Raw genomic sequence first — 26,095 nt, 5'->3', positions numbered from 1 at the left:
CGCTCACCGGCCGGCCGCCACATCGTCGTTCGTCATGCCACCGCTGGTCATGTTCTCGCCAGCCACGTAATCGTGGTCCGTGTCAGACCGCGCGCGGCCCCTGCGGAGCGCGCGTTCCAGCTCGAGCATGGCCTGCGCCTGCGCGTGGTCGGCGTGTCGGTAGCCGTACTCGACGGCGTCGAAAAGATCAGCGGCCCAACGGAGTTGGCCGCGCTTGTCGTCGAAGGCGATGCCGAGTCGACGCGACGCCTCGCGAGCGGTCAACGACGGTGCCGCGACGATGAACCCGCGTTCGATGCCCCGTCGGGCGAGTGCGCGCATCGCTTCGCGCACGCAACCGTCAGGATCGCCCCTATCGAGGAGTTCCTCTGCGGCCGAACGGTATTCGCCGGACTTGAGTGTCAGGTCGTCGAGGGGAGCCGACGTTTCGGTGCGCCGCGCCCGCGGGGTGCGTCGCACGAAGAAGATCGCGAAAGCCACGAGTGCTATGAGCACCAACACCACGACGACGATGGTCACGATGAGCGTCGTGTCCGGAGCTGGTCCGCCGGTCAAGAAGTCGTAGATGCTGGAGAAGAAGTTTCGGCTGTGCTCAGGCGGCTGCGTGGGCGTGGTGGCCTGCTCGTGATACTCCGGCTTCGACAGTTCGTCGTCGGCCCAGCGTCGGGCAGTGTCGTTGTCGGGATGCAGGCCGTCGGCCAGCAGCAGCACGCTCACGGCGCGAATCCCCGCACGGGCGGTTTCAGGGAGCGTGCGTCCATCGCGACCCCCTCATCCCGTGCTGTTCGTGGCCCCCGGCCGGTTCCCGCGCTGAGCTCTCAACAGCGGCCATCCGTAGCCGTCCGTTGCGAGGGCGAACTTATCAAACCGCCGACGGCACGGCCCAGATTGTCGGTTTCTCAGATGAAGGGCGAGGTCGTGGGTGATCGCTACTTGCGATGGAGTGCGAGTGCGATGTCGTCGGGTCCGAGTTCGGTGCCGTCGGGTCCGACGACAGCGGCATGAATGGGCTCGCCATCGGTGTCGGTCAGGTCGAGCGGGGCCCCGCTGGGCTGCAGATACCGGTCGCCCCACTGCATGAGCGCGACGATCACCGGCAGTAGCCCGCGGCCCTGCTCGGTGAGGCGGTACTCGTTGCGGACGCGCTGGCCGGGCTCGCGGTAGGGGACCTTCTCGAACAGCCCTGCCTCGGTGAGCTCCCGCAGTCGAGCCGACGCGACGGCGTCGGTGATCCCGACGCGGCGCGCGAACTCGTCGAATCGTGTTGCCCCGTAGAACGCTTCACGCAGGATGAGCATCGCGGATCGGGTGCCGATCACGCCCATGGCCTTGTCGATCGAGCATCGATTCGCCGTCCAGTTGTCCCTTTCGGCCAGAGGTCCACGTAACTCCATACCCACAGTCTAGCTGACTTGACGATGTCATAGTCAGAGGGTAAACAGTCTGACTATGGAAAACAAAAGCCAGAGCGAACGGCGGCACAGCGCCGGCGCTCTTCTCGCGGTCGCGTGCGGCGCGCCGTTCCTGGTCGCACTCGACCTCTTCGTCGTCAACGTGGCATTCGACGACATCGCCAAGGACTTCGGTGGCGCACAGCTCACCGCGGTCAGTTGGACGCTCTCGGCCTACGCGATCGTCTACGCCGCACTTCTCATCCCGCTGGGAGCCGCGAGCGACAGGCTGGGCAACCGCCGCGGCTTCATCGGTGGAGTCGTCGTGTTCACAGCGGCAAGCGCCCTCGCGGCATGCGCACCGACACTCGGTGTTCTCATCGCCGCGCGAGTGCTGCAGGCCGTCGGCGCGGCAGCACTCACACCCGCGAGCCGGGCGCTGCTGGTGACGTCGGTGCCACCGGAGCGTCGGGCGGGTGCGGTGCGCATCTGGGCCGCGACGTCGGGGATGGCGGCGGCGCTCGGACCGGTCGTCGGCGGTATTCTCGTCGAAATCTCCTGGCGTGCAGCATTTCTGATCAACGTGCCGATCGGCATCGCGTTCGTGATCGCGGCGGTCCGGGTCTTCGGACGAGACTCCGGTGTGCAGAAGCAACAACGCCTCGGCGCTGCTGTCTCGGTCGGAATGCTCACCGGCGCCGTGCTACTCGCGGCCTCGAGCGCGCTCGGCGTCCTCTACCTGGTGCAGGGCGACGAGTGGGGTTGGGGTTCAGCGCGCGCGATCGCCGTGCTCGTCGCTGCCGTGATCCTGGGTGTGGCTTTCGTCTTCATCGATCGGCGATCCGACGACCCGCTGATCCCCACAAGGTTGTTCTCGCGCCCTGAGTTCTCGTTCGGAACGGCAGCGATGCTCCTGTTCAGCATCGCTTTCGCCGCCGGCCTGCTCGACGGAATCCTGTTGCTGCAGAAGGGCTGGGGCTATTCGGTGATCCGCAGCGGCCTGGCAGTCGCGCCCGGCCCGCTGATGGTGCCTGTGGCGGCGGTGCTGGTCTCCCGAATGGCGCGCACGGTCTCACCGTGGTTGCTCGCCGCCGCGGGAGCGGGCCTGTGGGCCATCGGAATGGTGCTGATCGGAATCAGCACCGACGCGTCCGATCCCAACTACGCCGCCGGTTTCCTGCCCGGCTGGCTCCTCGGCGGATTCGGCGTCGGGCTGGTCATTCCGGCGTTGATCGCCACCGCCACAAGCGGACTCGACGCCGCAATCGCCGGCCGCGGCAGCGCGGTGATCACGATGTCGCGACAACTGGGTACGACGATCGGCACCAGTGCGCTCGTCGCCATGCTCGGAGCGGGAGTGACGACGGGAACCTGGTGGGTCTGCGCGGCATTCGCCGCAGGCGCAACGATTCTCGCGCTCGGCCCGCTTGTGCGCCGTACGTCCGGTCAGGCTCGTGCGGTCGCGGCGTCGAACATCGGTTGATCCGGTCTTGCGATCGCAGGAACACTCTGCTCGAACATATTCGGGCACAGCATGATTCACCCCCACGAAAGGTATGAAGGTCATGAACACAGCAGTCATCGTCGACGCGGTGCGTACTCCGGTCGGCAAGGGCAAGTCGACGGGCGCTCTGCACGACGTACACCCGGTTGATCTCCTGGCTCACCCGCTGCGGGAACTACTGTCACGCAATGCAATCGATCCTGCCGACATCGACGATGTGATCACCGGCGTTGTCACGCAGGTCGGTGAACAGAGCCTCAACATCGCGCGTCGCGGGCTATTGGCGGCCGGCTACCCGGAATCGGTGCCCGGCGTCTCGCTCGACAGACAGTGCGGCAGTGGGCAACAGGCGATCGCGTTCGCGGCGCAGGGAGTCATCGCGGGCGCCTACGACGTCGTGGTCGGTGCAGGCGTCGAATCGATGTCGAGGGTACCGATGGGGTCGGCGGCCTTCGGCACCAACGACCTCAACGGCGTGGCATTCGACGAACGCTACCCCGAAGGACTTGTCGGGCAGGGTATCTCGGCGGAGCTGATCGCGGCCAAGTGGGGTATCTCGCGCACCGAGATGGACGAGTTCGCCCTGCGCTCACACGAATTGGCTGCAGCAGCGACCAAGAACGGACTCTTCGACAACGAGATCGTCCCGCTTGCGGGGCTGACCACAGACGAGGGGATCCGCGTCGGCTCGACGCTCGACACACTCGCAGGCCTTCGTCCCGCCTACTACGACGAGGCGATCGCGCAACGATTCCCGCAGATCGGCTGGAACGTGACAGCGGCCAACGCGAGCCAGATCAACGACGGGTCGGCAGCGGTCCTGGTGATGAACGAGGAGCGGGCGCGTCAGCTCGGACTGCGACCTCGGGCGCGCGTGCACTCGTTCGCCGTGGTCGGCGACGACCCGCTACTCATGCTCACCGCGATCATCCCCGCGACCCGCAAGGTGCTGGCCCGCGCGGGACTGAGCCTCGACGACATCGACCTGTTCGAGGTCAACGAAGCGTTCGCGTCCGTGGTGCTCGCCTGGGCAAAGGAACTCGACGTCGACCTGGACCGCGTGAACGTCAACGGTGGCGCGATCGCGATCGGGCATCCGCTCGGCGCGAGCGGTGCACGTATCGCCGCGACCGCCATCAACGCGCTCGAACAGCGAGGCGGGCGCTTCGTGCTGCAGACCATGTGCGAGGCGGGCGGAATCGCGAACGCCACCATCTACGAGCGCCTCGACTGATACTTTGTCTCCAAAGTAGAACACGTTCTAGATTTGGAGACAAAGTATGACCGTCGAACAAGAACAGACCGAGCTGTCGAGCAAGATCGACGCCGCTGTAGGTGCGTACATCGATCTGCTCACCAACGGCACCGCCGAGCAGATCGCGGATCTCTTCGCCGCAGACGCGACCGTCGAGGACCCGATCGGCGCCGACATCCGCAACACCCGCGAGCAGCTCGTCGAGTTCTACTCGATCATCACCGGCATGGACGAGCACGTCGCCACCCTGAACTGGAAGAAGATCGCGGGCGACACCGCGGTCTTCGAGTTCACGCTCGTCACCGGCACGTCCGACATGCGGTTCGAGATCACTCCGATCGACATCATGGTCTTCGACGCCGACGGCAAGATCTCCTCGATGCGCGCCGTCTGGGAGCCGAGCGACCTCAAGCAGCTATAGGGGGCCTCTCCGCTGATCGAGCTTGTCGAGATCACTCGCGGCGGAGAGTGGTCTCGACCAGGGTGCTCGCTGCGCTCGCGCCCGCTCGACCAGCGGTGGGGACCCCGCCGATCGAGCGTTCTCCCCGCTGATCGAACGCTGTTCCCGCTGATCGAGCTTGTCGAGATCACCCGCCCGGGGGAGTGGTCTCGACCAGGGTGCTCGCTGCGCTCGCGCCCGCTCGACCAGCGGGAAGGAGCTTGTCGAGATCACCCACGCCCCGTTGGCCGCAGCACGATCTCCGTGGGGTGCGCGTCGGCGGGGGTGTGGATCGCGGCGACCACCGCGCCCGCGACCGTCGAGGGCTTCAGGAACTTCGACGCGTCGTAGTCGTCGCCCTCGATCGCGACCAGCTCGCGCTGCATGTCGGTGTCGATTCGCCCGGGGAACACCGACGTCACGCGCAGCGCGGTCTCCTCGCCGCGCAGGGCGTCGGCCAGCGCGCGCAGCCCGAACTTGCTCGCGGCGTACGCGCCCCAACCGGGGTTGGCGCGAATCCCCGCGCCCGAGTTGATGAACACGACGTGACCCCGCGCCGCCCGCAGCGCGGGGAGCAGCACACGCGTCACCTCGGCCGCGGCAACGAGATTCACCTCGAGCACGTGCCGCCATTCGTCGGCGGGTGTCTCGGCGACGGTGCGCAGCGTCGAACCGACTCCCGCGCTATGGACCAGTACGTCGAGCGACGGTATCGACTCCGCGGCTGCGGCAACCGAATCGTGGTCGGTGAGTTCGACGGCGAATGTCGTGGCACCCAGCTCCGCGGCGAGCGCGTCGAGTGCTGTCGACGGTCTGCCGCCGAGAATCAACGTGTGGGTCGGTGCGAGTTGTCGGGCGATCTGCTCGCCGAGTCCGCGGCTTGCTCCGGTGATCAATGCGGTTGGCACGCGTCCAACCGTACCGGCGGTCACGACCGACGACCTCGAGCGGCGAGGACAGTCGAGGCAGTGCAGAATCAACGCGTGGCCAGGTATGGATTCACCCCAACGCAGTTGTCGGCACGAGCCGCGTATCTGCTCCGCGGAAACGATCTGGGCACGATGACCAGCGCGGCACCCCGCCTCTACCCGCACATGTGGAGCTGGGACGCGGCGTTCGTGACGGTCGGTCTCGCACCGCTGAGCGTCGAGCGTGCCGTCATCGAGATGGACACATTGCTCTCGGCGCAGTGGTCGAACGGCATGATTCCGCACATCGTTTTCGCCAACGGGCGTGACGGGTATTTCCCCGGCCCTGGTCGATGGGAGTGCTCGCGCCTGGCCGACGCCGCCCCCGATTATCCGGAGACGTCTGGCATCACGCAGCCGCCGGTGCACGCGATCGCGGTGCAGCGCATCCTTGATCACTCACGACGACACGGCCGTTCGACGCGGGCCGTCGCGAACGAATTCATCGACCGCCGGTGGGGCGCGCTGATGCGCTGGCATCGTTGGCTCGCCCACGCGCGCGATCCGCTCGGGCGCGGTCGCGTCACGATCTACCACGGCTGGGAATCGGGAATGGACAACTCCCCGCGCTGGGACGGTCCGTACTCGCGTGTCGTCCCCGGCGAGGATCTGCCGCCCTACACCCGCGCCGACCTCGAGCACGTCACCGACCTCTCGATGCGCCCGACCGATCTCGAATACGACCGCTACATCTGGCTCGTCGAAGAGATGAAGCGAGCGCACTACGACGATGAGGTCCTGCCCAAGGTCATGAGTTTCATGGTCGAGGACGTCTTCGTCAGTGCGATCTTCGCCGTCGCGTGCGATGTTCTCGCGACGATCGGAGAGGACTACTCCAAGCCGCGCGCTGACGTGCGAGACCTGCGGGCGTGGTCGGATCGGTTCAAGGCCGGCGTGGTGGCCGCCGCGAACGACCGCAACGGTGCCGCGCGTGATTTCGATCTGCGCGCGGGGCAGTGGATCAACTCCGAGACCATCGCGGTGTTCGCGCCACTGCTGTGCGGGGGGCTGTCCCGTGATCGGGAACGAGCACTCCTACGACTCTTCGACGGCCCGCGCTTCTGCGGACACCCCGACCTGAGGTTCAGCGTCCCGCCGTCGACGTCGCCGATCTCGGCCGACTTCCGCCCACGCGAGTATTGGCGCGGCCCGGTCTGGCCCGTGATGACGTGGCTGTTCAGCTGGGCATTTGCACGCCGCGGGTGGACCGAACGCTCCGCCCGACTCCGTGAAGAGGGCCTACGGCAGGCAACCGACGGCGCGTTCGCCGAGTACTACGAGCCCTTCACCGGCGAGGCGCTCGGCAGCATGCAGCAGAGCTGGACCGCGGCGTCGGTGCTCGACTGGCTCGACTGACGGCGGCTCCGTACAGGTCGACGCTCCGCATGAGTCGACGTGCCATAGGTCAAAAGGTTGCCCCGCGGTCCGGAGTGGACCGCGGGGCAACAACTTTCGTATCAGGCGAGACTTAGAACTCTTCCGCACCGACCAGCGCGGCGTCCTCGTCGACGTGGTGCGACTCCGCCTTCTTCGACTGCACGAACCCGACCGCGATCACGGCGACGGCACAGTAGCCGACTGCGAACCAGAACGGGGCCGCCGGTGCGAACCACTCCGCGAGGTAGGCGACCAACACGGCCGACGCCGCGCCGCCCATCCAACGCAGGAAGCTGTAGCCCGCACTGGCAACCGAGCGCGGCTTGTTGGGATCAGCCGACGACATAGCGACGCCGGTGAACAGCGTGTTGAGGATGCCCGACGGGAGACCCGAGAGCACGATCGCGAGTCCGGTCAGCCACACCTGGTCGGTGGCGACACCGACCGCTGCGAGCGCCATGACGACGCCGTAGCCGACGATCGCGGTCATCACGCCGCCGCGCTGTCCGATCCACTCGGCGAGCCGCGGCCCGACGAAGACACCCGAGAGTGCGGTCAACAGACCCCAACCGAAGAACACCATGCCTGCCGGAATCGGCTTGAGTCCCATGGCAAGTGGGGCATACGCGATGACGGTGAACAGTGCACCGGTGTAGAACGCAGAGCCGATCGACGTCAGCAGCAGGGTGCGGTTACGCAGCGCCTTGAGGGGGTCGACAATGCTGACCGCGACACGTTCGGAGCGCGGACCGTCGGCCGGCAGCATGAACGCACACAGCACAGCACCGATCAGCATGAGGACGGCGGTACCCGCGAACGGTGCACGCCACGTCCACGCTCCGAGCAGTGCTCCGAGCAGCGGACCAACGGCCAGGCCGACGCCGAGCGCGGCCTCGTACAGCAGGATCGCGCCGTGCTGACCGCCCTTGGCCGCGCCGACGATGAACGCCAGCGCCGTCGCCATGAACAGCGCGTTGCCGAGACCCCAGAGCACGCGCATCGCGATGAGGTGGTCGATGTTGCCCGCGAACGTCGAGACGCCCGCTGCGATGACGATCAGCGCGAGGCCGACCGTCAGCGTGCGCTTGGGTCCGTAGCGGAACGCGGCCCAACCGGTGATCAGCATGGCGATCACCTGCACACCGAGGTAGACGGCGAAGAGCAGCGTCAGCTTCGACGGCGGCGCGTTCAACTCCTCGCGGATCGTATTCAGGATCGGGTCGACGAGGCCGATGCCCATGAAGGCGATGACCGCAGCGAACGCGGTCACCCACACGGCTCGGGGCTGACCCTTGAAGGTCTCGATCAGTGAATGGGAGTGCTCCTCTGGCGCCGACTGCGTCGGCTTCTCCGTCGTGGTTGTCACATCTACCTCGTGTTCATTGTCGAAAGTTGTTGCTTACTAAAGTCTTTGGGGCGGCAGCCTTTGGGGACTGCTACTTCGCCGCTGCTTTTACTTCGCCGGTGTCGGGGACGGCGTCCCCTCGAGCTCTGCGTGCAGTGCTCGAAATGCGGGTGCCGCAGCGGCGAGCCGCGCTCGGTCGTCGTCGGAAAGTCGTTCGAGTGCCGCGGCAAGCGCGTCCTCGCGTTGCCCGCGAACCCGCTCGAGAACCTCGTGCCCGTGGTCGGTGAGTCGCACCAGCACGGCGCGTCGGTCATCGGGATCGGGCGAGCGAACCACCAGTCCGCTCTTGCACAGGCCGTCGACCAAGGCTGTTGCCGTTGGCATCCGGATGGACTCGCGCTCGGCGAGTTCGCCCATCCGCATCGGCTCGTGGTCGACGATCGTGGCCAGCGCCGACGCCTGAGCAGCTGTGTACTCGGGAATCGGGGTGTGCCGACGCAACGCCAGGTAGAGCCGCGTCACGGAGGGGCGAAGCGCTCGGGCGATGTCTGCACTGTTCTCGGTCACGTTTAGTAACTCTAATACTTAGGCTTATGAAATAAAAGGCCAAACGGTAGTGTGTCGCTGTGACTCGTGACACGAAGAAGAAGCTCACCCCTGCGAAGCGCGCACTGATCAGCGTCGCCGCCGTCGCACAGTTCGCCCTGCAGGGCTACGCCCTACGCGACCTCAAGAAGCGCCCCGCCGAGCAGGTCCGCGGCCCCAAGAAGGCCTGGGCCGCAGCGAGTTTCATCAACTACATCGGCCCGATCGCGTACCTGGGCTTCGGGCGGAAGTCGGCGTAGGGGCGCGCAGTAACCGGGCGCCGTATCCGAGCGCTCGCAGAAAACCGCACCCCTCAGGTCATCCGCACGTACCGGTACATGCGAGCGGCCCATGGGCTGCAACTTTCTGCGGACTGCGGGCAACCGGCCCGCAGAAGCGTGGCGCGCAGTCACCGGGGCGCCCGCAGCAACGCAGCGCGGCCTGCACCGACGGGCCGCAGAAAACCGCACCCCTCGGGGCCTCCGCACGTACCGGTACGTGCGAGCGGCCCATGGGCTGCAACTTTCTGCGGACTGCGGCGCGCGCGCGCAGCGGCTGAGTGTCCAGCACGTGGCGCGTGCAGCAGGCGGGCGCGTGCAGACTGCAGCAACGGGGCCTGCACCGGTGGGCCCCCGCAGAAAACCGCACCCCTCGGGTCGCCCACACGTACCGGTACATGCGAGCGGCCCACAGGGCGTCACTTTCTGCGCAGCGCCAGCCCGACCGAACCCGAGCCTAGAACCGGCCCCCGACGCCGATGCGGCCCGAGCTCGAGGACCCGCCGAACGAGCCGGGGCTGCGGCCGCCGCCGCTGGTGTAGCCACCGCCGCCGAAGCCGCCCCCGAACCCTCCGCCGTAGCCGCCGCCGCGCATGGTCCCGCGCAGGAAGCTGTCGACCAGGATGCCGCCGAGTACCGCGCCCGTGGCCGCTGATCCGGCGCTCGATCGCGGCTGCTGACTCTGCTGCCAACTCACCACGTCGCCCTGTGCGGCCATGAGTGCCTGGTCGGCGAGCGAGCCGGCTCGACGCGCCGCGTCGGTCGACGCTGTGGGGTCGCTCTGCGCGGTCGTGTTGGCCGACTGCAGCAGGCGCTGCGCTTCGGCGAGTCGGGTGCGTGCGGTCGACCCGATGGCGCCGCGTCGAGTCGAAATGAAGTCCGACGCCGCGGTGACCTTCGCCTGCGCGCTGGTCAGCGCAGCGGTGAGTACTTCGGTTCGCTGCTTGCGCTGTGCCAATGCGCCGCGGGCGGCATCGAGCGCGTCGTCGAGGTCGGCGTCGGCGTCGACCAGTGCGGTGAACACTCCCAAGAGGTCCTGGTCTGTCCCGGATTTGGCGCGTTCGAGTGCCGTGGTGGCCGATGCGACCGCTGTCGCCAACTCTGGCCCGCCATCCGTCGACAGTCCGGACGCCTCCTGCAACTCGCCCTCGACCTCGGCGATCAGCGCGGGAAGCTGGGTGTGCGCGGCGGCGATGTTGGTGTCGGCGTTGTCGATCGCGTCGAGGAGCTTGTCGGCCTGGCCGATGGCGCCCTCCGCCGAGCGGATCGCGGCAACGGCTGCACCCTGCTCGCCGACGGGACGCGCGATCGCCGCACGACCCTGATCCGCGCTGCTCTCGGCAAACCCGATCTCCTGCGCGGCAAGGTCGACGTTGTGCTCAATCGAGTGCAGAGTCGGCGCGCCGTACTTCTGCGTCAGCGTCGCGAGTTGGCCGGAGGCACCCTCGAGGCGTGCTCGCAGCGCGACGAGTTGCTGCGTGATCTGAGCGAATCGGGTGTCGGCGTTGATCAACAGGTTGCGCATCTCGTCGAAGGCCGAGACCTGCTCGTCGAGTGCGGCGTCGACGTCGGTGCAGGTTGTGATGATCTGCACCAGCATCGAGCGCTGTTCGTCGGGTGTTTCCGGGATGTCGTCGTCGAGTCGTTGTCGAAGCGAGAACGATGTCGCAAGACCACGTTTCGCCGCGTCGAGCGCCTGCGTGAAGGGTGCGGTCTGGGCTGGACCGAACTCGTCGACGGCCAACCGTAGCTCCTCCTCGCTGGTGCGGATCGCGTTGTCGGTGTCGGTCAAGACCTCGCGCGACCAGGGTTCGAGTACTTCGATCGGCTGTGACAGCAGTTCGTCGCGGGTGAGTTCCTGTTCGCGAACGGAGTCGAGCTGCGACTCGAACTTCTGCTTTCGACGCCGCCGCGAGTAGAGGTAGGCGCCACCGCCGCCGACGACCGCGACACCACCGACCGCTCCGGTGACGATCGCCGCGGTGTGCGACGGCGTGAGCGCCGAGCCGAGACCGTTCGCGGCGCCGACGGCCGCGCCCGGCCAGTCCGACTTCTTGAGCGCCGGCACGATGTTGTCCTGGGCGATCGAATCCAGCGTCGAACGGTCGAGACCGTCGACCGAATCGGGGGCGTCGAAGCGGTATGCGCGGTCTTCGGCGGCGACGGCGAGGAGCACGTCGTGCTCGCCGAGGTCGCTCATCTGCACGGTCTGCGAACCCCACTGCTCGCTGCCCAGACCGTTGAATGTCTTGACGTAGACGACCCACAACTGCACGCCGTGTTCGCTGTATAGCGTTTCTACGGCTTGCTGTACCCGCGTGCGATCCGACGACGAGAGCGCGTCGGCGGGGTCGGTGACCTGGTCGGGTAGTCGCATCGGCGGCTCGGCGCGCGCAGAGTCCGCGGCCACCGACGTACCCAGCGCCGCAAGCATGAGGAGTGCTCCCACAATCAGCACACGCATGAGAACGCGCGGGTCCGTGATGTTCTTTCCGACAGCAAGCGGTCTGAGCATGTCATCAAATCTAGGCCGTTGACGCCGTCGGACCGAAGGCAGCCACGCCCGTCTCGGGGCAATTGCCCCGATCGCCCGACGAACGTCGCGTGAACAGCAGTGCCCCGCCGGGGATCGCCGCTCAGGCCGCCGCTGTACGACGTCGCTTCGCCGGCAACGGGATCTGTGCCGACGTCGTGTGCTGGTAGTCGGCGTATTCGGGATACTTCGACAGCGTCAGCGACTCGGTGAACTTGGTAGAGCCGACGAACAGCAGCGTCAGCAGCACCGCGCCGACGATCGTCGGCTGCAGGATCGCCCCCGCGGCCACGGCACCGAACAGGTAGATCACCCACCACTGGGCCTGCTCGAAGAAGTAGTTCGGGTGCCGCGAGTAGTGGAACAGCCCGGTCGTGCAGAACCGCGTCGACGTCTGGCCAGCGGTCTTGCGCGCGTGGAACTCCCACTGCTGCTGGTCGGCCGTGGCCTCCCCGGCGAGGAACGCCAGGAAGGCCACCGCGAGCACGACGTCGAGCACACCGAAACCGCCCGGATCTCGCTGCGCGGTGTAGCCGGGCAGCGTGATCAACACGAGCAGCAGGTTCTGGTAGATCACGATGAAGAACAGGTTGAACAACCAGAATTGCCACTTACTCATTCGGGAGCGCAGCACGGCCCAGCGGTAGTCCTCGGTGCCGGTGTACCCGCCGCGTCGGGCGAAGTTGAACGTCAGACGGATACCCCACACCGTCACGAGCACAGCCATCACCGTCACGCGGGCGTCGAAGTGGCTGTATGCCGCGAACACCCAGAGGTAGATGACAGGCGCGATCGACCAGATGCGGTCGACCCAGGACGTGTCGCCGGTGATCAACGACGCGACCCAGCAGCCAAGCGAGATGACACCCGCGATGATCGCGACGACGGCGAGGCTCGACATATCGACTCAGTTCATCCGCGCCAGCGGCACAGGGCTTCGACGGCCGTCAGGTCGTAGTCGGGCCCGGTGGTGCCGACGGTGATCAGTGAGACGCCCTCGGCGCTGATGGCGTCGGCGGTGCGCACCAGTTCCTCGACGTCGCCGGTGAACGGGATGCCCGCCGACCGCTCGATGGTCTCGGGGTCGCGGCCGATCTCCTCGCAGTACCCCGAGAGCACCTTGGTCTTGTGCCGGTATGTCTCGACGTCGTTGAAGCCGTGCCAGGCGTCGGCGTACTTCGCGACGAGCGGGAGGGTCTTCTTCTCACCGCTGCCACCGATGAGGACCGGAATGTGCCGGGTGGGTTGGGGATTGAGCTTCTCGAACCGTGAGGCGATCCGCGGGAGTGCATCGCCCAGCTCGCCGATGCGGCTGCCCTTGGTGCCGAAGTCGTAGCCGTACTCGTCGTAGTCCTTCTCGAACCAGCCCGCGCCGATACCGAGGATGAGTCGGCCACCGGAGATGTGGTCGACGGTGCGCGCCATGTCGGCCAGCAGGTCGGGATTGCGGTACGAGTTGCACGTGACGAGCGCACCGATCTCGACGCGTTCGGTCTGCTCGGCCCACGCGCCGAGCATGGTCCAACATTCGAAATGCGCCCCGTCGGGGTCGCCGTAGAGCGGATAGAAGTGGTCCCAGTTGAAGATGATGTCGACGCCGAGGTCTTCTGCCCGCAAGACCGCGTCGCGGATCAGCGAGTAGTCGGGGGCGTGCTGCGGCTGGATCTGGACTCCGATGCGAATGGGAAATGCCATGTCTCCCAGTCTGCCCCTCCACCGCCGCCGCGTCGATGACCGACTTTCGGTGCCCGAGCGCACTCCCGCTGCCCGCTGGTCGAGCACCCCTGCTCGCTGGTCGAGCGCCCACCCCCACGCTGGTCGAGCCCACCCACCGCTGGTCGAGCCCACCCCCACGCTGGTCGACCTTGTCGAGACCCCCGCTCGCCGGTCGAGCCCACCCTCCGCTGCTCGAGCGCCCACCCCGCTGCTCGAGCGCCCACCCCGCTGGTCGAGCTTGTCGAGACCACCCCGCTGGTCGAGCCCGTGTCCCGCTGGTCGAGCTCGTCGAGACCACTTCTTGCCTCCGGCGCAACCCTGCTCGACGCCGCGCGGCGGCCGTGCCACGCTCGACGCATGAGCACTGCACACGGTCAGCAGAACACCGGCGACCAGAATCCGCACACGGCGGCCGAGTGGGACGCGAGGTACGCCGACACCGAGCGCCTCTGGACGTCGAACGTGAATCCCTCCTTGATCGCCGAGGCCTCCGACCTCGCGCCGAGCACCGCGCTCGACGTCGGAAGTGGTGAAGGTGCTGACGCTCGCTGGCTCGCCGAGCGCGGCTGGCAGGTTACGGCGATCGACATCTCGCAGGTCGCCGTCGACCGCGCTCGGGAGAGCTTCCCCGGTCCCGAGATCACCTGGCTGCAAGCAGATCTCGTCGTCGACGAGGTCCCGGGTCGCGACTTCGGGCTTGTCGCGGCGCACTACTTCCCCATCCTCGCCGAAAACCGTGCGGTGGCAAAGAAACTCGTCGACGCTGTCGGGCCGGGCGGCTCACTGCTGGTCGTTGGACACGCGCCAGAGGGCGTGCGCGCGCACGGATTCGACCCCGCCGACTACGTGCAACCGGACGACATCGCGACACTGCTCGAGGGCCGGTCCACGGACGGTGAATCCAAAGAAGGTGGCTGGGAGATCCTCACCCACGAGACTCGTCCGCGCGGCATCCCCGCGGGCGGCGGGCACCACATCGACGACGTGGTGCTGCACGCGCGCAGGTTGCCCGCCAGATAAGCCCGCTCTAGCTCCAGTCGCGCTGCGACCGCTTCGACCAGTAGTCGGCCGGCGGCTCGGGGTGCGCGACGAGTTCCGCGAGAACTGCGGGTTCGAGTGTCACGGTGCTCGCGGCGACGTTGCTGTCGACCTGCTCGACGCTCACCGCACCTGACAACACGTATGCGGCCCACGGCTGGGCCAGCGCGGCCGCCAACGCGACCTGGTCGGCGGGCACATCCAGTTCGGCCGCAACACGGTCGACGGCGCGTCGGGCGTCGGAATCGTCGTCGACGCCGGGCGCCAACCGACCGTTGGCCATACCCTCCTTCACGACCACCGACAGGCCCGCCTCCGCGGCCTCCGCCAGCGCTGGGCCCACCGACGTCTCCAGCAGATTCCACGTCGACTGGAGGACTCCGAAGAGCGGCGCTCCGCCGATCTCGATCGAGATCGCTTGTCGCACAACGTCGGCCTGCGACGGGCCCGACGTCGAGAAGCCGATGCGGTAGCCGTCGTCGCGCACTCGGGCGAGAGCGTCGAGCAGTGCGGGGTTGCTCAGTGCCGGGCTGTCGGGTGTCAGTGAGTGGATCTGGTAGATGGAGAGTGCTTCGCCGAGTATCGAGTGGCTCGCCGTCCACTGGTCGACGAATTCGCCGAGACTGTGGTCCTTCACCTCGTGGACCGCGGCGTCGAGTTCCCATTCGCCGACGTAGCGGTAACCCCACTTCGAGGCGACGACCACGTCGTCGACGTCGGGTCGATCACTCAACCAGTCCGCGAGGAACTGCTCCGACAATCCGTACGACCGCGCACAGTCGAGGTAGCGCACCCCGTCGGCGTAGGCGGCGTCGAGCACTGCGTACGTGCGCGCACGCATGTCCTCGATGCTGCGTTCGTCGCCGAGGTCGTAGTCTCGGCCCGTCGTGATGTATGCCGGACGGCCGACGGCTGCCAGGCCCAGTCCGATTGTGGCACTTGGTGTTGTCACTTCTCGACCTCGTAAACCCCGTCGACGGTGTTCGCTCGCGTGATGACCTGCATGCGTTCGAGTCTATCGAGCGACGCTGCTCACTAGGTGAGCGCCGCGCGCACCGAGGCAGCAGTGTCGGCTTCGAGGCACCGCTCGACGAGCCTGGGGTTGGCCGTGACATTGATGCCACGGACCGCCTGTTTGATCGGAGGTACGGCGCGAGGAGCGACGCTCAACTCGCGAACCCCAAGCGCAACAAGGAGATCCGTTGCCGTCTCGTCGGCTGCCAACTCTCCGCAGACTGCCACCAGACGGTCGGGTCCCGCCCCGCGGCAGACCCTGTTGATCAGTGTGACGACTGCGGGATCGAGTGGATCGGCAAGCGCTGCAACGGAAGTGTTGCCGCGTTCTGCGGCCAACGTGTACTGCGTGAGGTCGTTGGTACCGATACTGAAGAAGTTGACGTGCGGCGCGAAGGCCGCGGTCTTGAGAGCCGCTGCGGGGACCTCGATCATGATTCCCACCTCGAGTCCCGCCGGATCACCACGTCCAACGGAAGTGATGGCGTCGTCGAGATGTTCTCGAGCAGTAAGTAATTCGTCGACGGTGGTCACCATCGGGAACATGATGCTGATCGGGGTCTGGTGTGCGACGGTGACGATGGCTCGGAGCTGGTCGTCGAACAGTGTCTTCTCGGCCAGCGCGAGGCGGAGTCCACGGAGGCCGAGGAAGGGGTTCTCCTCGGCAGGTTGCGGCGCGAACGGCAGCGGCTTGTCCCCGCCGACGTCGAGCGTGCGTAGCGTGATGCGTTGGCCGCCAAGGGCATCGGCCATCGCGAGGTAGGTGTCGATCTGCTCGTCGACGGTGGGGGGCTCCGCACGGTCGAGGTAGAGAAACTCGGTACGAACTAATCCTGAACCGTCCGCGCCGCTTTCGGCGGCGGCGCGTGCGTCTTCGACAGAACCGAGGTTGGCTGCCACCAGAATTCGCGTGCCGTCGGCGGTGCTCGCGGACTCGTGCGCCGCCGCGCGGGCAAGCTCTCCGCGCTCTGCAGCACGTGATGCCTCGCTGCGTAGCCGTTCGAGGGTCTGACTATCAGGTTCGACGACGACCTCACCGGTCGATCCGTCGAGCGCCACGGTGACACCGGGTTCGATGGCCAAAACGTCGGCGCCTGCCGCAACGACTGCGGGGATACCCCGCGCACGGGCAAGGATTGCAGCGTGACTGGTCGGGCTTCCGCCCGCGAGGATGACGCCTGCGACTTTCTCGGCGTCGAGGACGGCCGCCTGTGCGGGCAGCAGATCGTCGACGACGAGGATGCCGGTGCCATCGATGGTCGCATCGGGGATGCCTGCCAGCTTGCGGAGTACCTGCTGTCCGACCGCGTGCACGTCGACGGCGCGTTCGCGCAGGTAGGGGTCGTCGACGGCGCGCCATTCGTTTTCGACGGCCGCCACTGCCTCCGCCCACGCGCGCGACGCGGGCACACCGGACTCGATGCGTTTGAGGGCTGCGGCCACGAGGTCGGGATCGTCGAGCATCACCAGGTGGGCGTCGAAGATGGCGGCGTCGGCGGGGCTGTGCTGCGCCGTCGTGGTGCGCAGGCTCTCGATGTCGGCGCGTACAGCGTCGAGGGCGTTGCGCAGTCTCGCGGACTGGGCGTCGGCGGAGTCGAACTGCTCGTCCGGGGGCTCGATGTCGACGACCGCGGGCGTGAACACCGGACCGATCGCGATCCCGGGCGACGCCGGCAGGGCGGGGTGGTCTCGACAAGCTCGACCAGCGGTGGGGGCAGCTCGACCAGCGGTGGGGGCAGCTCGATCGGCGGTGGAGTGGTCTCGACAAGCTCGACCATCGGGGGCAGCTCGACCAGCGGGGGAGGCGGCTCGACCAGCATCGGGGGCAGCTCGACCTGCATCGGGGGCAGCTCGACCAGCGGGGGTTGACGCTCGACCAGTGGAAGAGGCGGGGGCATCCTCCTCGCCAAAGCGGTTGCGCGCCAGCGTGGTCAGATGCTCGACGGCGGCCTGTGCGTCTGGGCCGCTCGCGTCGATCTCGAGGTGCTGGCCGCACCGCACGGCGAGGCCGGTGACCTGCGACAGGCTTATCGCCGAGGCCGGGCCGGCGCCGGTGTCGAGATTGCGTAGCGTGACCTCAGCGTCGAATTGTCCTGCCTCCGTGACCAATCGGGCGGCTGGTCGGGCGTGGAGGCCATGCGGATTCTCGACCTCGACGACGGCGGACTCACCCCCGGGCCGTGCATTCTCTCGGCCAGCCGACACATCCTCGACGCCCAACGCCGACCGTTTCGGCATCAGCGCGCCGGCCGCCTCGGCCGCGACGTCGGAGGGAGAAGCCCCCGAGGCGGCGGTCACGGCCGCGGCCATGAGTCCCTCCACCAGTGGTGCCGCGGACAGCACGGTGCGCTCGCGGACCTCCGGATCGATCAGTTCGAGCGCGAGTTCGGCTGACAGAACAGCACTTCCGAGATCCATCAACACCACGACGCCCTGGCCGTCGTCCGCTTTCTCGATCGCGTCGACGATGGCCGTGGCGTCGGTGCCGAAGGTCTCGGCGTCGAGTCCCGCTGCGACGGCGATGCGCGTCGTCGATCCGTGGAGCATCTCCGATGCCAGTGCCACCGCGGCGTCGGCCAACGCTCTGCTGTGGGAGACGACCACCAGCCCGGTCATGGTGTGCCGGCCGCGTTCACGGCTTCGGCGAGTGCGTCGACGAGCATCGCCGCGCTCGTCGCTCCCGGATCCTGATGTCCGACGCTGCGCTCTCCGAGATACGACGCACGACCCTTGCGGGCCACCATGTCGACTGTCGAGTCGCGCCCGGCAGCGGCAGCGTCGGCGGCGACCTGCAGTGCTTTCGGTAGCGCTGCGCCGTCGGCGAGCGCGGCGTCGAGGGCGTCGCATGCGGGGTTGAGCGCGTCGAACATGGTCTTGTCGCCGGCCTGTGCGTGCCCGCGGTCGACCACACCGGCGAGCCCCGCACGCAGTGCCGCGGCGAGTGTTGCGTCGTCGATCTCCGTGCTGTCGCCGATGGCGCCCGCCATCCGCAGCAGCAGGGTGCCGTACAGCGGGCCGCTGGCTCCGCCTACCTTGCTGACGAGTGTCATGCCGGCCTTCTTCAATAGCGGTCCCGGCAGGTCCGGACTGTCGGCGAGTCCGTCGACGACGGCGGTCATGCCGCGTTCCATGTTCGATCCGTGGTCGGCGTCGCCGATCGCGGCGTCGAGTTGGGTCAGTTCGTCGACGTTGGCCACCACGTCGCTGGTGAACAGGCGGAGCCAGGTCGCGATGGTGTCGGTGCTGAGGGTGGTCATGACGTGCCCTTTCGATCAAGCCCAGTGCAGGTTCGGTGTGTCGACCGGAGCGTCCCATAGTTCGGTGAGCTCGTCGTCGAGTCGCAGCAGCGAGACCGAACAGCCCGCCATGTCGAGGCTGGTGACGTAGTTGCCGACGAGGGTGCGCGTTGCCGTGATGCCTGCGGCGTCGAGGAGTCGTGAGAACTCGGCGCACATCAGATAGAGCTCGATCAGGGGTGTCCCACCGAGGCCGTTGACCAGCAGGACTACCCCGTTCTCACCGACGGTGAAGTCGAGGTCTGCGAGAACCGGATCGATAAGCATCTGCGCCATCTCGTTCGCCGAAGGCAGTTCGACGCGTTTGCGGCCCGGTTCGCCGTGGATGCCGACGCCGAGTTCGATCTGATTCTCGGGCAGATCGAACGTGGGGTGACCGACCGCGGGGACCGTGCAGGAGGTGAGGGCGAGGCCCATGGTGCGCGCGTTGTCATCTGTTTTGCGTGCCAGTCGGGCGACTTCGGCGAGGTCGGCGCCGCGCTCGGCTACCGCCCCGGCGATCTTCTCGACGAAGACCGTGCCCGCGACGCCGCGTCGACCGACGGTGAAGCTGCTGTCGGTGACAGCCACATCGTCGTCGACGATGACAGACACCACCTCGACGTCGGCGAGCTCCGCGGCCATCTCGAAGTTCATCACGTCGCCGCTGTAGTTCTTCACGATGTGCAGCACGCCAACGCCGCCGTCGACGCCGCTGGTCGCGGCCAGGATCTGGTCGGGAACCGGCGAGGTGAAGACCTCGCCGCAGGCGGCGGCGTCGAGCATCCCCGGGCCGACAAAGCCGCCGTGGAGCGGCTCATGGCCGCTGCCTCCGCCCGAGACCAACCCGACCTTTCCTCTGCGCGGTCCCTCGGCACGGAAGATCACCCTGTTCTCGTGGTCGACGCGCAGTCGGGGATGCGCGGCCGCAACCCCGCGCAGAGCGTCGGCCAGCACATCGGCCGGCTCGTTGATGAACTTCTTCATGAGCCACAACTCCTACCGGGGGCGCGCGGTGACGCCGATTGATTCATTCGGCATTATCGAATGAAACGTCACACTACGCCACACGAGATGTGACGGGCAATACTTTTCACAGATGGAACCGAGGAGATCTCGCCTCGGGCAGATGGCTGAAGCGATTGCTGCGAGAATGTCGGGATGATTCAGTCCGTAGACCGCGCGCTCCGCGTGCTCACGGTGCTTGCGGGCGACCACAGGATGAGTCTCGGACAGATCGCCGAGAGGCTCGAGCTGCCGCCGTCGACCGTCCACGGCATCGTCCGCACGCTGCTCGCCCACCGAATGGTCGTGCAGGAGCGCGACTCGGGTCGCTACCGCCTCGGACCTGCGGTTCTCACCTTCGGCAACGTCTACCTCGACAGTCTCGAACTGCGCGCGCGGATCGCGCCGTGGGCCGAGGATCTCGCACGACGCAGCGGACTCGCGGTCCGCACCGCGGTGATGCTGATCGACGACGTCGTGGTGGTCCATCACCAGCCGAGGCTCGACGGTTCGCGGCAGATGCCCGAGGTTGGAATCGTCATCCCCGCGCATGCGTCGGCGCTGGGCAAGGCCGTCATGGCGTTCGACGCCAAGCTGACCGACGACATTCTCGGCGCCGACCTGCGTGACATGACCGGCTCGACGCTCACCGACCCCGCGGTCCTGCGCGCGACGCTTGCCGATGTGCGCGCGACCGGTCTCGCCGAGTCAGTCGAAGAGGCTGTGCTCGGAGAGTGTGAACTCGCAGCCGTGTTGACCGACCGGATGGGTGGTCCGATCGGAGCTGTCGGCGTCGTCGCCGACGTCGAGCAGTGGCCTCTCGAGTCGTCGGTCGCGTCCATGCTGCGTGACGTCGCCCGCAACACCTCGCGCGAGCTGGGCGCTGCCACCTGGCCTCCCGCGGTTCAGGACGACCGCGCCACCGACAAGGACGCGTGGCGGCGGAGGTCTCGCACGGGGTGAGCCGGGCTGTTCGGGTGTAGAGAATGTCAGACCCGCATGCGAACATGTGTTCTATGCGGATCGAGCGACGCGAGCGGCACGAGGCGTCGATACTGCACGCCGATCTCGACTCGTTCTATGCGTCGGTCGAGCAGCGCGACAACCCGGCGCTACGTGGCCGGCCGGTGCTTGTCGGTGGTGGTGTCGTGCTCGCGGCAAGCTACGAGGCCAAGGCGTTCGGCGTGCGGTCGCCGATGCCGGGCCACGAGGCGCGGGCGCTGTGCCCGCGCGCAATCGTGGTGCCGCCACGCTTCGACGCCTACGTCGAGGCCAGCCGCGCGGTCTTCGAGATCTTCCACGACACCACACCCATCGTCGAGGGCATCTCGGTCGACGAGGCGTTCCTCGACGTCGCGGGCCTGCGTCGAGTCTCGGGAACGCCGGTCGAGATCGCGGAGCGCCTGCGCACACGCGTCCGCGACGACGTGGGACTGCCGATCACCGTGGGTCTTGCGCGCACCAAATTCCTCGCGAAGGTTGCCAGCGCCGTCGGCAAACCCGACGGGCTGCTCGAGGTGGCACCGGGAACCGAGATTGCGTTCTTGCACCCGCTGCCGGTTCGGAGACTGTGGGGCGTCGGGCCGGTGACCGAGGCCAAACTCCACGACGCGGGCGTCACCACGGTCGGCGGGATCGCCCGGCTCGGGGAGCGCTCACTCAAGCACATCGTCGGGCCGGGCTCTGCGCGTCACCTCTTCGCGCTGTCGATGGCCACCGACCCGCGCCGCGTCGAGACCGGGCGTCGACGCTCGTCGATCGGATCGCAGCGGGCGCTCGGTCGTCGACCGAAGAGTGAAGCCGACCTCGAGGCGACCGTCGTCGCTATCGTCGAACGCTTGGGACGTCGGCTCCGCAATGCCGAACGAGTCTGTCGCACAGTCGTATTGCGTCTCCGATTCGACGACTTCTCGCGTGCAACCCGATCGCGGACACTCTCCGACGTCACAGACCGCACCGACGTGATCATGTCGTCGGCGCGCGGATTGCTCGACGACGCCCTGCCCGTGATCCGCGACCGCGGGTGCACGTTGATCGGGTTGTCGCTCACCGGACTCGACGAGCGCGACTCGATACAGCTCACCCTGCCGTTCGACCAACCCGACCCTGCCGACCGCCGGGTGCGCGCTGTCGGGGCGTCGAGTCCACTCAGCGGTCGGGGCGCTCACCTCGACACAGCGATGGACGATCTGAGAACGCGATTCGGCCGCGACGCCGTAACCCGCGGCGTACTCCTGGGGCGCCACCACGGCGACGACGCCCCGATGCTTCCGGACTGAGTGGCAGTCCGTTTCCCGTGCGCAGAACGCGCAAAACGTGTCTTACGCGCACAAGCTTCACTGTGATCTGGACTACCCCGACACTCGATCAGTAACGGGCAACACACCGCTCGCGTACGACACGAGAAAGAGCACGGAAATGTTGGTAGCACTCGGGTTGGGCATGGTCGCCACGTTCATGTTCCTCATCATCACCAAACGCGCGACCCCTGTGGTCGCGCTGATCCTCGTCCCTGTCGCGTTCGGGCTGTTCGCCGGTGCCGGCCTCAGCATCAGCGACATGATCACCGACGGGATCAAAGAACTCGCCCCCACAGCGGCGATGTTGTTCTTTGCGATTATCTTCTTCGGGATCATGATCGATGTCGGACTCTTCGATCCCATCGTTCGGCTGGTGGTTCGGATGGTCGGGCATGATCCGGCACGGTTGGTCGTCGGCACCGCGGTGCTCGCGATGGTCGTCTCGCTCGACGGCGACGGCTCGACGACGTTCATCATCACCACCGCCGCGCTCTTACCGCTCTATCTGAAACTGCGCGTCAGCCCCGTCGTCCTCACCGTCGTGGCAGGTCTCGCGAACGGCACGATGAACATACTTCCGTGGGGAGGCCCGACGGCCCGTGCCGCGAGTGCGCTGAAGATCGACACCAATGACATCTTCCTGCCCATGCTCCCCGCACTCGGAGCCGCGCTGCTGGTTGTCCTGGCTTTCGCCTATCACCTCGGCGTCTTGGAGCGTCGTCGGATCGGGCGTCTGGAAGTCGACGACGCGGTACTGGTGCCGCGCGGTGAACTGGTTGCCGCTGGAGTCGGCGGCTCAGGGACGACGTCGAACAACCGACCAGGTCTCTCGACTGGTTCGGGCGGAACCGACTCCAGCACAGGCGATGTCGCCACGCTGTCGGATGGCGACGGGGAGTCGGCGTTCACCGGGGTTCTCGATCCGAATCGAAAGACGTTGCGGCCCAAACTGGTCTGGGTCAATGCGACGCTGACGGTCGCCCTGCTGGCGATCCTCGGAGCCGATATCGTCGCGATCCCTGTTCTGTTCATGATCTTCGCGGCCATCGCGCTTGCCGTGAATTTCCCGCACATCAAAGATCAACAGGAGGCCATCACACGCCACAGTTCGAGCATCGTCTCGGTGGTCGCGATGGTGCTCGCCGCTGCGGTGTTGACCGGAGTGTTCAGTGGGACCGGGATGGTGGACGCCATCGCACATTGGATGGCCGACGGGATTCCGAGCGCGATGGGTCCGCACATGGCAATCGTCATCGGGATCGTTTCGATGCCGTTGACATTCCTGATGAGTAACGATGCGTTCTATTACGGTGTCCTTCCGGTCCTCTCGGAGACCGCCTCGCGGTACGGCATCGATCCCGCAGAGATGGCACGCGCCTCGATCACCGGCCAGACCGTTCACATGCAGAGCCCGCTAGTGCCCGCGATACTCCTGCTGGTCGCGCTCGCGGGGGTGTCACTGGCCGACCATCACAAGAAGGTCCTGTGGCGAGCAGCACTGGTATCGGTGACGATGCTCGCTGTGGGCGTCGCGGTCGGCGCGATCCCGTTCTGAGTTCGAACTCCAACCGCCGCGCCACTGCCGACGCCTAGGCTCTACACATGCGATTACGGACGCAGGTTCTTCTGCTGCAACTGTCCGTCATCGCGGTGAGCCTCGGCGTCGGTTTCGGCGTCGTGCTCGCGGGTACCGACGACCGTAGCCGCGACGAGTACGCGCAACGCGCGCTCGCGATCGCGCAGTCGGTGGCGGCCGATCGCGAAACGGTCAGCGAGGTCGCGGAAAGCGACCGCAGCGACCTCGACGTCAGCGAACTGGCGAACGGTCCGATTCAAGCCCAGGCGTCTGCCGTGCGTGAGCGGACCGGAGCGTTGTTCGTCGTGATCGCGAACGCCAACGGCATCCGGTTGTCGCACCCCGATCGGGGCGAGGTCGGGAAGCACGTGTCGACCGATCCCACCAAGGCGCTGTCGGGGCAGGCCGACATCACCACCGATCGCGGCACGCTCGGCGAGTCCGTGCGCGCGAAGGTGCCCATCGTCGACGACGGTCGCGTTGTCGGACTGGTGAGCGTGGGTGTCTCGACGGCCGACCTTGCGGCAGCGACGCGTCGGGCAATCGGGACCACGGTGCTGATCGCTCTGGCGGCGCTGGCCGTCGGCGCGGTGGGATCAATCCTGCTCGCGCGTCGCTGGCGTCGGCTCACTTTGGGTCTCGAGCCCGACGAACTGGCCGAACTGGTCCGCGATCAGGGTGCCGTGCTGCATGCCATGGCCGACGGCGTCCTGGCTGTCGACGCGACCGGTGTCATGCGCGTCATCAACGACAAGGCACGTCAGCTGCTCGACATCGCTGATGATGTCGGTACCAGCGTCGACGATCTCAAGCTCAGCGACCGGATCAGGGCTGTACTGCGCACCCCGACCCCCGACCCGGTCGCCGCGACCGTCGGCGACCGCATTGTGCTGGTGTCGTCGCACCGCGTCGATGTCGACGGGCGTGACCTCGGTATCGTCGCGTCGATCATCGATCGCACCGACATCGAAGAGCTCACCCGCGAGATCGATTCGATGGGCGCGATGAGTACGGCATTGCGCGCGCAACGTCACGAGACGGCGAATCGGCTGCACGTACTCGCCGGCCTCCTGCGTCGCGGCCACGTCGACGAGGCGCGCGCATACCTATCCGAATTGACGGGCAGTGCAGGTCATTTCGGTCTGGAAGGAATCGAGAACATCGAAGAGCCCCATCTCGCCGCATTCCTCGACGCCAAGGCCTCTCATGCCAGGGAACGCGGCGTCGTACTCGGTCTCGGCGATCAGACGTGGGTGCGCGGGACGCTGCTCGATCCGATCACCGTCACGACCGTCGTCGGCAATCTCGTCGACAACGCGATTGATGCCGCAGCGCAACGCATCGGAGAGTCCGATGTCGACAACGATTCACGACCACACGTCGACGTGGACGCGATTACGGAGGGCGACGAATTGCTGGTCACCGTCACCGATTCGGGGCCGGGAATCGGATTCGACGATCCCGCAACCATCTTCTCCGACGGTGTCACGACAAAGGAAGCCCCGTCGGTGCCGGGAGGACGAGGAATGGGTCTGGCGTTGTCGCGGCAACTCGCCCGGCGACTGGGAGGCGACATCGTCGTCGTCGATCCTGGTGGAGAGCGTCGGAACGACGTTGAAAACCGTTGGGGCGGTGCGGTTATCGTTGCACGAATCCCCGGCGTGTTCGATTCGACGGTGGTTGCCCGATGAGTACTCCAATGCGCCAACTCGGGGTGTTGATCGTCGACGACGACTTTCGCGTCGCCGGACTCCACGCGGCGATCGTCACCGCACTGCGCGGCTTCCGGGTCACCGCGACGGCAGGGTCGCTCACGCAGGCCCGCGAGGCCCTCGCTTCGCATCCCGACACCGACCTGGTCTTGCTCGACGTTCATCTGCCCGACGGCTCCGGGATCGACCTCCTCGCCGAGTTGGAGTGTGACTGCTTCATCGCCGGTGCAGAGACCGATGCAGCCGCTGTGCGTCGAGCGCTGCGTGCCGGTGCCCTCACCTACCTCATCAAACCGTTCGACGACACCGAACTCGCACGACGTCTTGCCGGCTACGCCCACTACCGGCGTGCACTCAGCGCTGAGCACATCGACCAGGTGGCCGTCGACGCCGCGCTGTCGGCCATGCGCACGGGTACTCGACCCGTCACTCACGCCGGCGACAGCGGTTCGCACACCGAGCGCACGATCCTCGACCAGTTCACCGCTGGCGAGCCGATGTTCGCCGACGAGGTCTCAGCACGAATCGGGGTCTCACCCGCGACTGCGCGGCGTCACCTCGCGGCGCTCGTCGACAGTGGCAGGCTGCTCATGTCTCTGCACTACGGCAGCACGGGCCGTCCACGACAGGTGTACCGGCTGCCGGGGTGAGATCTCCGGCAAATACCACTCCCGGGTAACACTCTGGGCGAATTTACGGTGAAGAGTCGCGCGCGCGGCTTGGTGTCCGCGTAGAACTGATGGAAGGGGGAATGGATAAGAGCACCATCAGGAGTCGACGAGTT

The 26,095-nt window shown here is 66.9% G+C and carries 23 protein-coding genes; 11 read left to right on the top strand and 12 right to left on the bottom strand.

Annotated features, from left to right (window positions below):
• Window positions 1–3: 3 nt before the first annotated feature.
• A complete protein-coding gene (locus RND64_RS22800) occupies window positions 4–717 on the bottom strand; it encodes a DUF4129 domain-containing protein (RefSeq protein WP_049699227.1) in 714 nt (237 codons plus the stop codon).
• A 212-nt stretch (window positions 718–929) separates the two neighbouring features.
• Window positions 930–1,394 carry a winged helix-turn-helix transcriptional regulator gene (locus RND64_RS22795; protein ID WP_049699228.1) on the bottom strand — a complete coding sequence of 155 codons (465 nt, stop codon included), beginning with the start codon at window positions 1,392–1,394 and terminating at the stop codon, window positions 930–932.
• Window positions 1,395–1,449: 55 nt separating this feature from the next.
• Here RND64_RS22795 and RND64_RS22790 point away from each other — a divergent pair, with 55 nt between their 5' ends.
• From RND64_RS22790 to RND64_RS22780, 3 genes are all read left to right on the top strand, one after another.
• Entirely contained in the window at window positions 1,450–2,874 is a 1,425-nt protein-coding gene (locus RND64_RS22790; RefSeq protein ID WP_049699229.1) for an MFS transporter, read from the top strand.
• 82 nt (window positions 2,875–2,956) lie between these two features.
• Window positions 2,957–4,129: a thiolase family protein gene (locus tag RND64_RS22785; protein ID WP_049699463.1), complete on the top strand. Its 1,173-nt coding sequence runs from the start codon at window positions 2,957–2,959 to the stop codon at window positions 4,127–4,129.
• A 46-nt stretch (window positions 4,130–4,175) separates the two neighbouring features.
• Complete coding sequence (locus tag RND64_RS22780; RefSeq protein WP_049699230.1) at window positions 4,176–4,571, top strand: nuclear transport factor 2 family protein; 396 nt, start codon at window positions 4,176–4,178, stop codon at window positions 4,569–4,571.
• Between the two features lie 248 nt (window positions 4,572–4,819).
• Here the strand turns inward: RND64_RS22780 and RND64_RS22775 are convergent, their stop codons facing one another.
• Window positions 4,820–5,497 carry an SDR family oxidoreductase gene (locus tag RND64_RS22775; protein WP_331436318.1) on the bottom strand — a complete coding sequence of 226 codons (678 nt, stop codon included), beginning with the start codon at window positions 5,495–5,497 and terminating at the stop codon, window positions 4,820–4,822.
• 75 nt (window positions 5,498–5,572) lie between these two features.
• Between RND64_RS22775 and ggh the strand changes: the two genes are divergently transcribed.
• Window positions 5,573–6,913, top strand: a complete 1,341-nt coding sequence (gene ggh, locus RND64_RS22770) for a glucosylglycerate hydrolase (RefSeq protein ID WP_049699465.1) — start codon at window positions 5,573–5,575, stop codon at window positions 6,911–6,913.
• 112 nt (window positions 6,914–7,025) lie between these two features.
• Here the strand turns inward: ggh and RND64_RS22765 are convergent, their stop codons facing one another.
• The gene (locus RND64_RS22765; RefSeq protein WP_331436317.1) at window positions 7,026–8,300 is read right to left on the bottom strand and encodes an MFS transporter; all 1,275 of its coding nucleotides are present in this window, start codon (window positions 8,298–8,300) and stop codon (window positions 7,026–7,028) included.
• Window positions 8,301–8,387: 87 nt separating this feature from the next.
• Window positions 8,388–8,846 carry a MarR family winged helix-turn-helix transcriptional regulator gene (locus tag RND64_RS22760; RefSeq protein ID WP_331436316.1) on the bottom strand — a complete coding sequence of 153 codons (459 nt, stop codon included), beginning with the start codon at window positions 8,844–8,846 and terminating at the stop codon, window positions 8,388–8,390.
• A gap of 59 nt (window positions 8,847–8,905) precedes the next feature.
• Here RND64_RS22760 and RND64_RS22755 point away from each other — a divergent pair, with 59 nt between their 5' ends.
• Window positions 8,906–9,124, top strand: coding sequence for a membrane protein (locus RND64_RS22755; RefSeq protein ID WP_049699233.1), 219 nt, complete (start codon window positions 8,906–8,908; stop codon window positions 9,122–9,124).
• 475 nt (window positions 9,125–9,599) lie between these two features.
• Here the strand turns inward: RND64_RS22755 and RND64_RS22750 are convergent, their stop codons facing one another.
• From RND64_RS22750 to RND64_RS22740, 3 genes are all read right to left on the bottom strand, one after another.
• Window positions 9,600–11,576 (bottom strand): TPM domain-containing protein, encoded by a 1,977-nt coding sequence (locus tag RND64_RS22750; RefSeq protein ID WP_331436693.1) that lies wholly within the window; start codon window positions 11,574–11,576, stop codon window positions 9,600–9,602.
• Between the two features lie 202 nt (window positions 11,577–11,778).
• A complete protein-coding gene (locus RND64_RS22745) occupies window positions 11,779–12,576 on the bottom strand; it encodes a DUF1295 domain-containing protein (protein ID WP_049699235.1) in 798 nt (265 codons plus the stop codon).
• An 11-nt stretch (window positions 12,577–12,587) separates the two neighbouring features.
• A complete protein-coding gene (locus RND64_RS22740; protein ID WP_049699236.1) occupies window positions 12,588–13,370 on the bottom strand; it encodes an LLM class F420-dependent oxidoreductase in 783 nt (260 codons plus the stop codon).
• Window positions 13,371–13,748: 378 nt separating this feature from the next.
• On the opposite strand from RND64_RS22740, the gene RND64_RS22735 reads away from it, so the two are divergent.
• Window positions 13,749–14,411: a class I SAM-dependent methyltransferase gene (locus tag RND64_RS22735; protein WP_049699237.1), complete on the top strand. Its 663-nt coding sequence runs from the start codon at window positions 13,749–13,751 to the stop codon at window positions 14,409–14,411.
• Window positions 14,412–14,418: 7 nt separating this feature from the next.
• Here the strand turns inward: RND64_RS22735 and RND64_RS22730 are convergent, their stop codons facing one another.
• From RND64_RS22730 to dhaK, 4 genes are all read right to left on the bottom strand, one after another.
• Window positions 14,419–15,381: an aldo/keto reductase gene (locus RND64_RS22730; protein ID WP_049699238.1), complete on the bottom strand. Its 963-nt coding sequence runs from the start codon at window positions 15,379–15,381 to the stop codon at window positions 14,419–14,421.
• 83 nt (window positions 15,382–15,464) lie between these two features.
• Window positions 15,465–18,059 carry a phosphoenolpyruvate--protein phosphotransferase gene (gene ptsP, locus RND64_RS22725; RefSeq protein ID WP_270486445.1) on the bottom strand — a complete coding sequence of 865 codons (2,595 nt, stop codon included), beginning with the start codon at window positions 18,057–18,059 and terminating at the stop codon, window positions 15,465–15,467.
• Window positions 18,056–18,700 carry a dihydroxyacetone kinase subunit DhaL gene (gene dhaL, locus RND64_RS22720; protein WP_049699240.1) on the bottom strand — a complete coding sequence of 215 codons (645 nt, stop codon included), beginning with the start codon at window positions 18,698–18,700 and terminating at the stop codon, window positions 18,056–18,058. Before dhaL ends, ptsP begins: the two co-directional genes overlap by 4 nt.
• A gap of 15 nt (window positions 18,701–18,715) precedes the next feature.
• Entirely contained in the window at window positions 18,716–19,705 is a 990-nt protein-coding gene (gene dhaK, locus RND64_RS22715; RefSeq protein ID WP_049699241.1) for a dihydroxyacetone kinase subunit DhaK, read from the bottom strand.
• Between the two features lie 174 nt (window positions 19,706–19,879).
• On the opposite strand from dhaK, the gene RND64_RS22710 reads away from it, so the two are divergent.
• From RND64_RS22710 to RND64_RS22690, 5 genes are all read left to right on the top strand, one after another.
• Window positions 19,880–20,686 carry an IclR family transcriptional regulator gene (locus tag RND64_RS22710; protein ID WP_049699242.1) on the top strand — a complete coding sequence of 269 codons (807 nt, stop codon included), beginning with the start codon at window positions 19,880–19,882 and terminating at the stop codon, window positions 20,684–20,686.
• A 53-nt stretch (window positions 20,687–20,739) separates the two neighbouring features.
• The gene (gene dinB / locus RND64_RS22705) at window positions 20,740–22,002 is read left to right on the top strand and encodes a DNA polymerase IV (RefSeq protein WP_049699243.1); all 1,263 of its coding nucleotides are present in this window, start codon (window positions 20,740–20,742) and stop codon (window positions 22,000–22,002) included.
• Between the two features lie 139 nt (window positions 22,003–22,141).
• Window positions 22,142–23,578, top strand: a complete 1,437-nt coding sequence (locus RND64_RS22700; RefSeq protein WP_049699244.1) for a CitMHS family transporter — start codon at window positions 22,142–22,144, stop codon at window positions 23,576–23,578.
• Window positions 23,579–23,625: 47 nt separating this feature from the next.
• On the top strand, window positions 23,626–25,290 hold the full coding sequence (locus RND64_RS22695; protein ID WP_049699245.1) for a sensor histidine kinase: 1,665 nt from the start codon (window positions 23,626–23,628) through the stop codon (window positions 25,288–25,290).
• A complete protein-coding gene (locus tag RND64_RS22690) occupies window positions 25,287–25,961 on the top strand; it encodes a response regulator (RefSeq protein WP_235434364.1) in 675 nt (224 codons plus the stop codon). Before RND64_RS22695 ends, RND64_RS22690 begins: the two co-directional genes overlap by 4 nt.
• The last annotated feature ends 134 nt before the right edge of the window (window positions 25,962–26,095 follow it).

Origin of the sequence: Gordonia sp. w5E2, assembly GCF_036540975.1 — a bacterium.
Taxonomy (GTDB): domain Bacteria; phylum Actinomycetota; class Actinomycetes; order Mycobacteriales; family Mycobacteriaceae; genus Gordonia; species Gordonia jacobaea.
The sequence above is the reverse complement of the archived record's forward strand: the minus strand, read 5'-3'. Positions and strand labels throughout refer to the sequence as shown.

Bases quoted from the DNA above. Each gene is read 5' to 3' on its own strand.
- RND64_RS22795 (WP_049699228.1), bottom strand. From the start codon at position 1,394: ATGGAGTTACGTGGACCTCTGGCCGAAAGGGACAACTGGACGGCGAAT.
- RND64_RS22790 (WP_049699229.1), top strand. From the start codon at position 1,450: ATGGAAAACAAAAGCCAGAGCGAACGGCGGCACAGCGCCGGCGCTCTT.
- RND64_RS22785 (WP_049699463.1), top strand. From the start codon at position 2,957: ATGAACACAGCAGTCATCGTCGACGCGGTGCGTACTCCGGTCGGCAAG.
- RND64_RS22780 (WP_049699230.1), top strand. From the start codon at position 4,176: ATGACCGTCGAACAAGAACAGACCGAGCTGTCGAGCAAGATCGACGCC.
- RND64_RS22750 (WP_331436693.1), bottom strand. From the start codon at position 11,576: ATGCTTGCGGCGCTGGGTACGTCGGTGGCCGCGGACTCTGCGCGCGCC.
- RND64_RS22745 (WP_049699235.1), bottom strand. From the start codon at position 12,576: ATGTCGAGCCTCGCCGTCGTCGCGATCATCGCGGGTGTCATCTCGCTT.
- RND64_RS22740 (WP_049699236.1), bottom strand. From the start codon at position 13,370: ATGGCATTTCCCATTCGCATCGGAGTCCAGATCCAGCCGCAGCACGCC.
- RND64_RS22735 (WP_049699237.1), top strand. From the start codon at position 13,749: ATGAGCACTGCACACGGTCAGCAGAACACCGGCGACCAGAATCCGCAC.
- ptsP (WP_270486445.1), bottom strand. From the start codon at position 18,059: ATGACCGGGCTGGTGGTCGTCTCCCACAGCAGAGCGTTGGCCGACGCC.
- dhaL (WP_049699240.1), bottom strand. From the start codon at position 18,700: ATGACCACCCTCAGCACCGACACCATCGCGACCTGGCTCCGCCTGTTC.
- dhaK (WP_049699241.1), bottom strand. From the start codon at position 19,705: ATGAAGAAGTTCATCAACGAGCCGGCCGATGTGCTGGCCGACGCTCTG.
- RND64_RS22710 (WP_049699242.1), top strand. From the start codon at position 19,880: ATGATTCAGTCCGTAGACCGCGCGCTCCGCGTGCTCACGGTGCTTGCG.
- dinB (WP_049699243.1), top strand. From the start codon at position 20,740: ATGCGGATCGAGCGACGCGAGCGGCACGAGGCGTCGATACTGCACGCC.
- RND64_RS22700 (WP_049699244.1), top strand. From the start codon at position 22,142: ATGTTGGTAGCACTCGGGTTGGGCATGGTCGCCACGTTCATGTTCCTC.
- RND64_RS22695 (WP_049699245.1), top strand. From the start codon at position 23,626: ATGCGATTACGGACGCAGGTTCTTCTGCTGCAACTGTCCGTCATCGCG.
- RND64_RS22690 (WP_235434364.1), top strand. From the start codon at position 25,287: ATGAGTACTCCAATGCGCCAACTCGGGGTGTTGATCGTCGACGACGAC.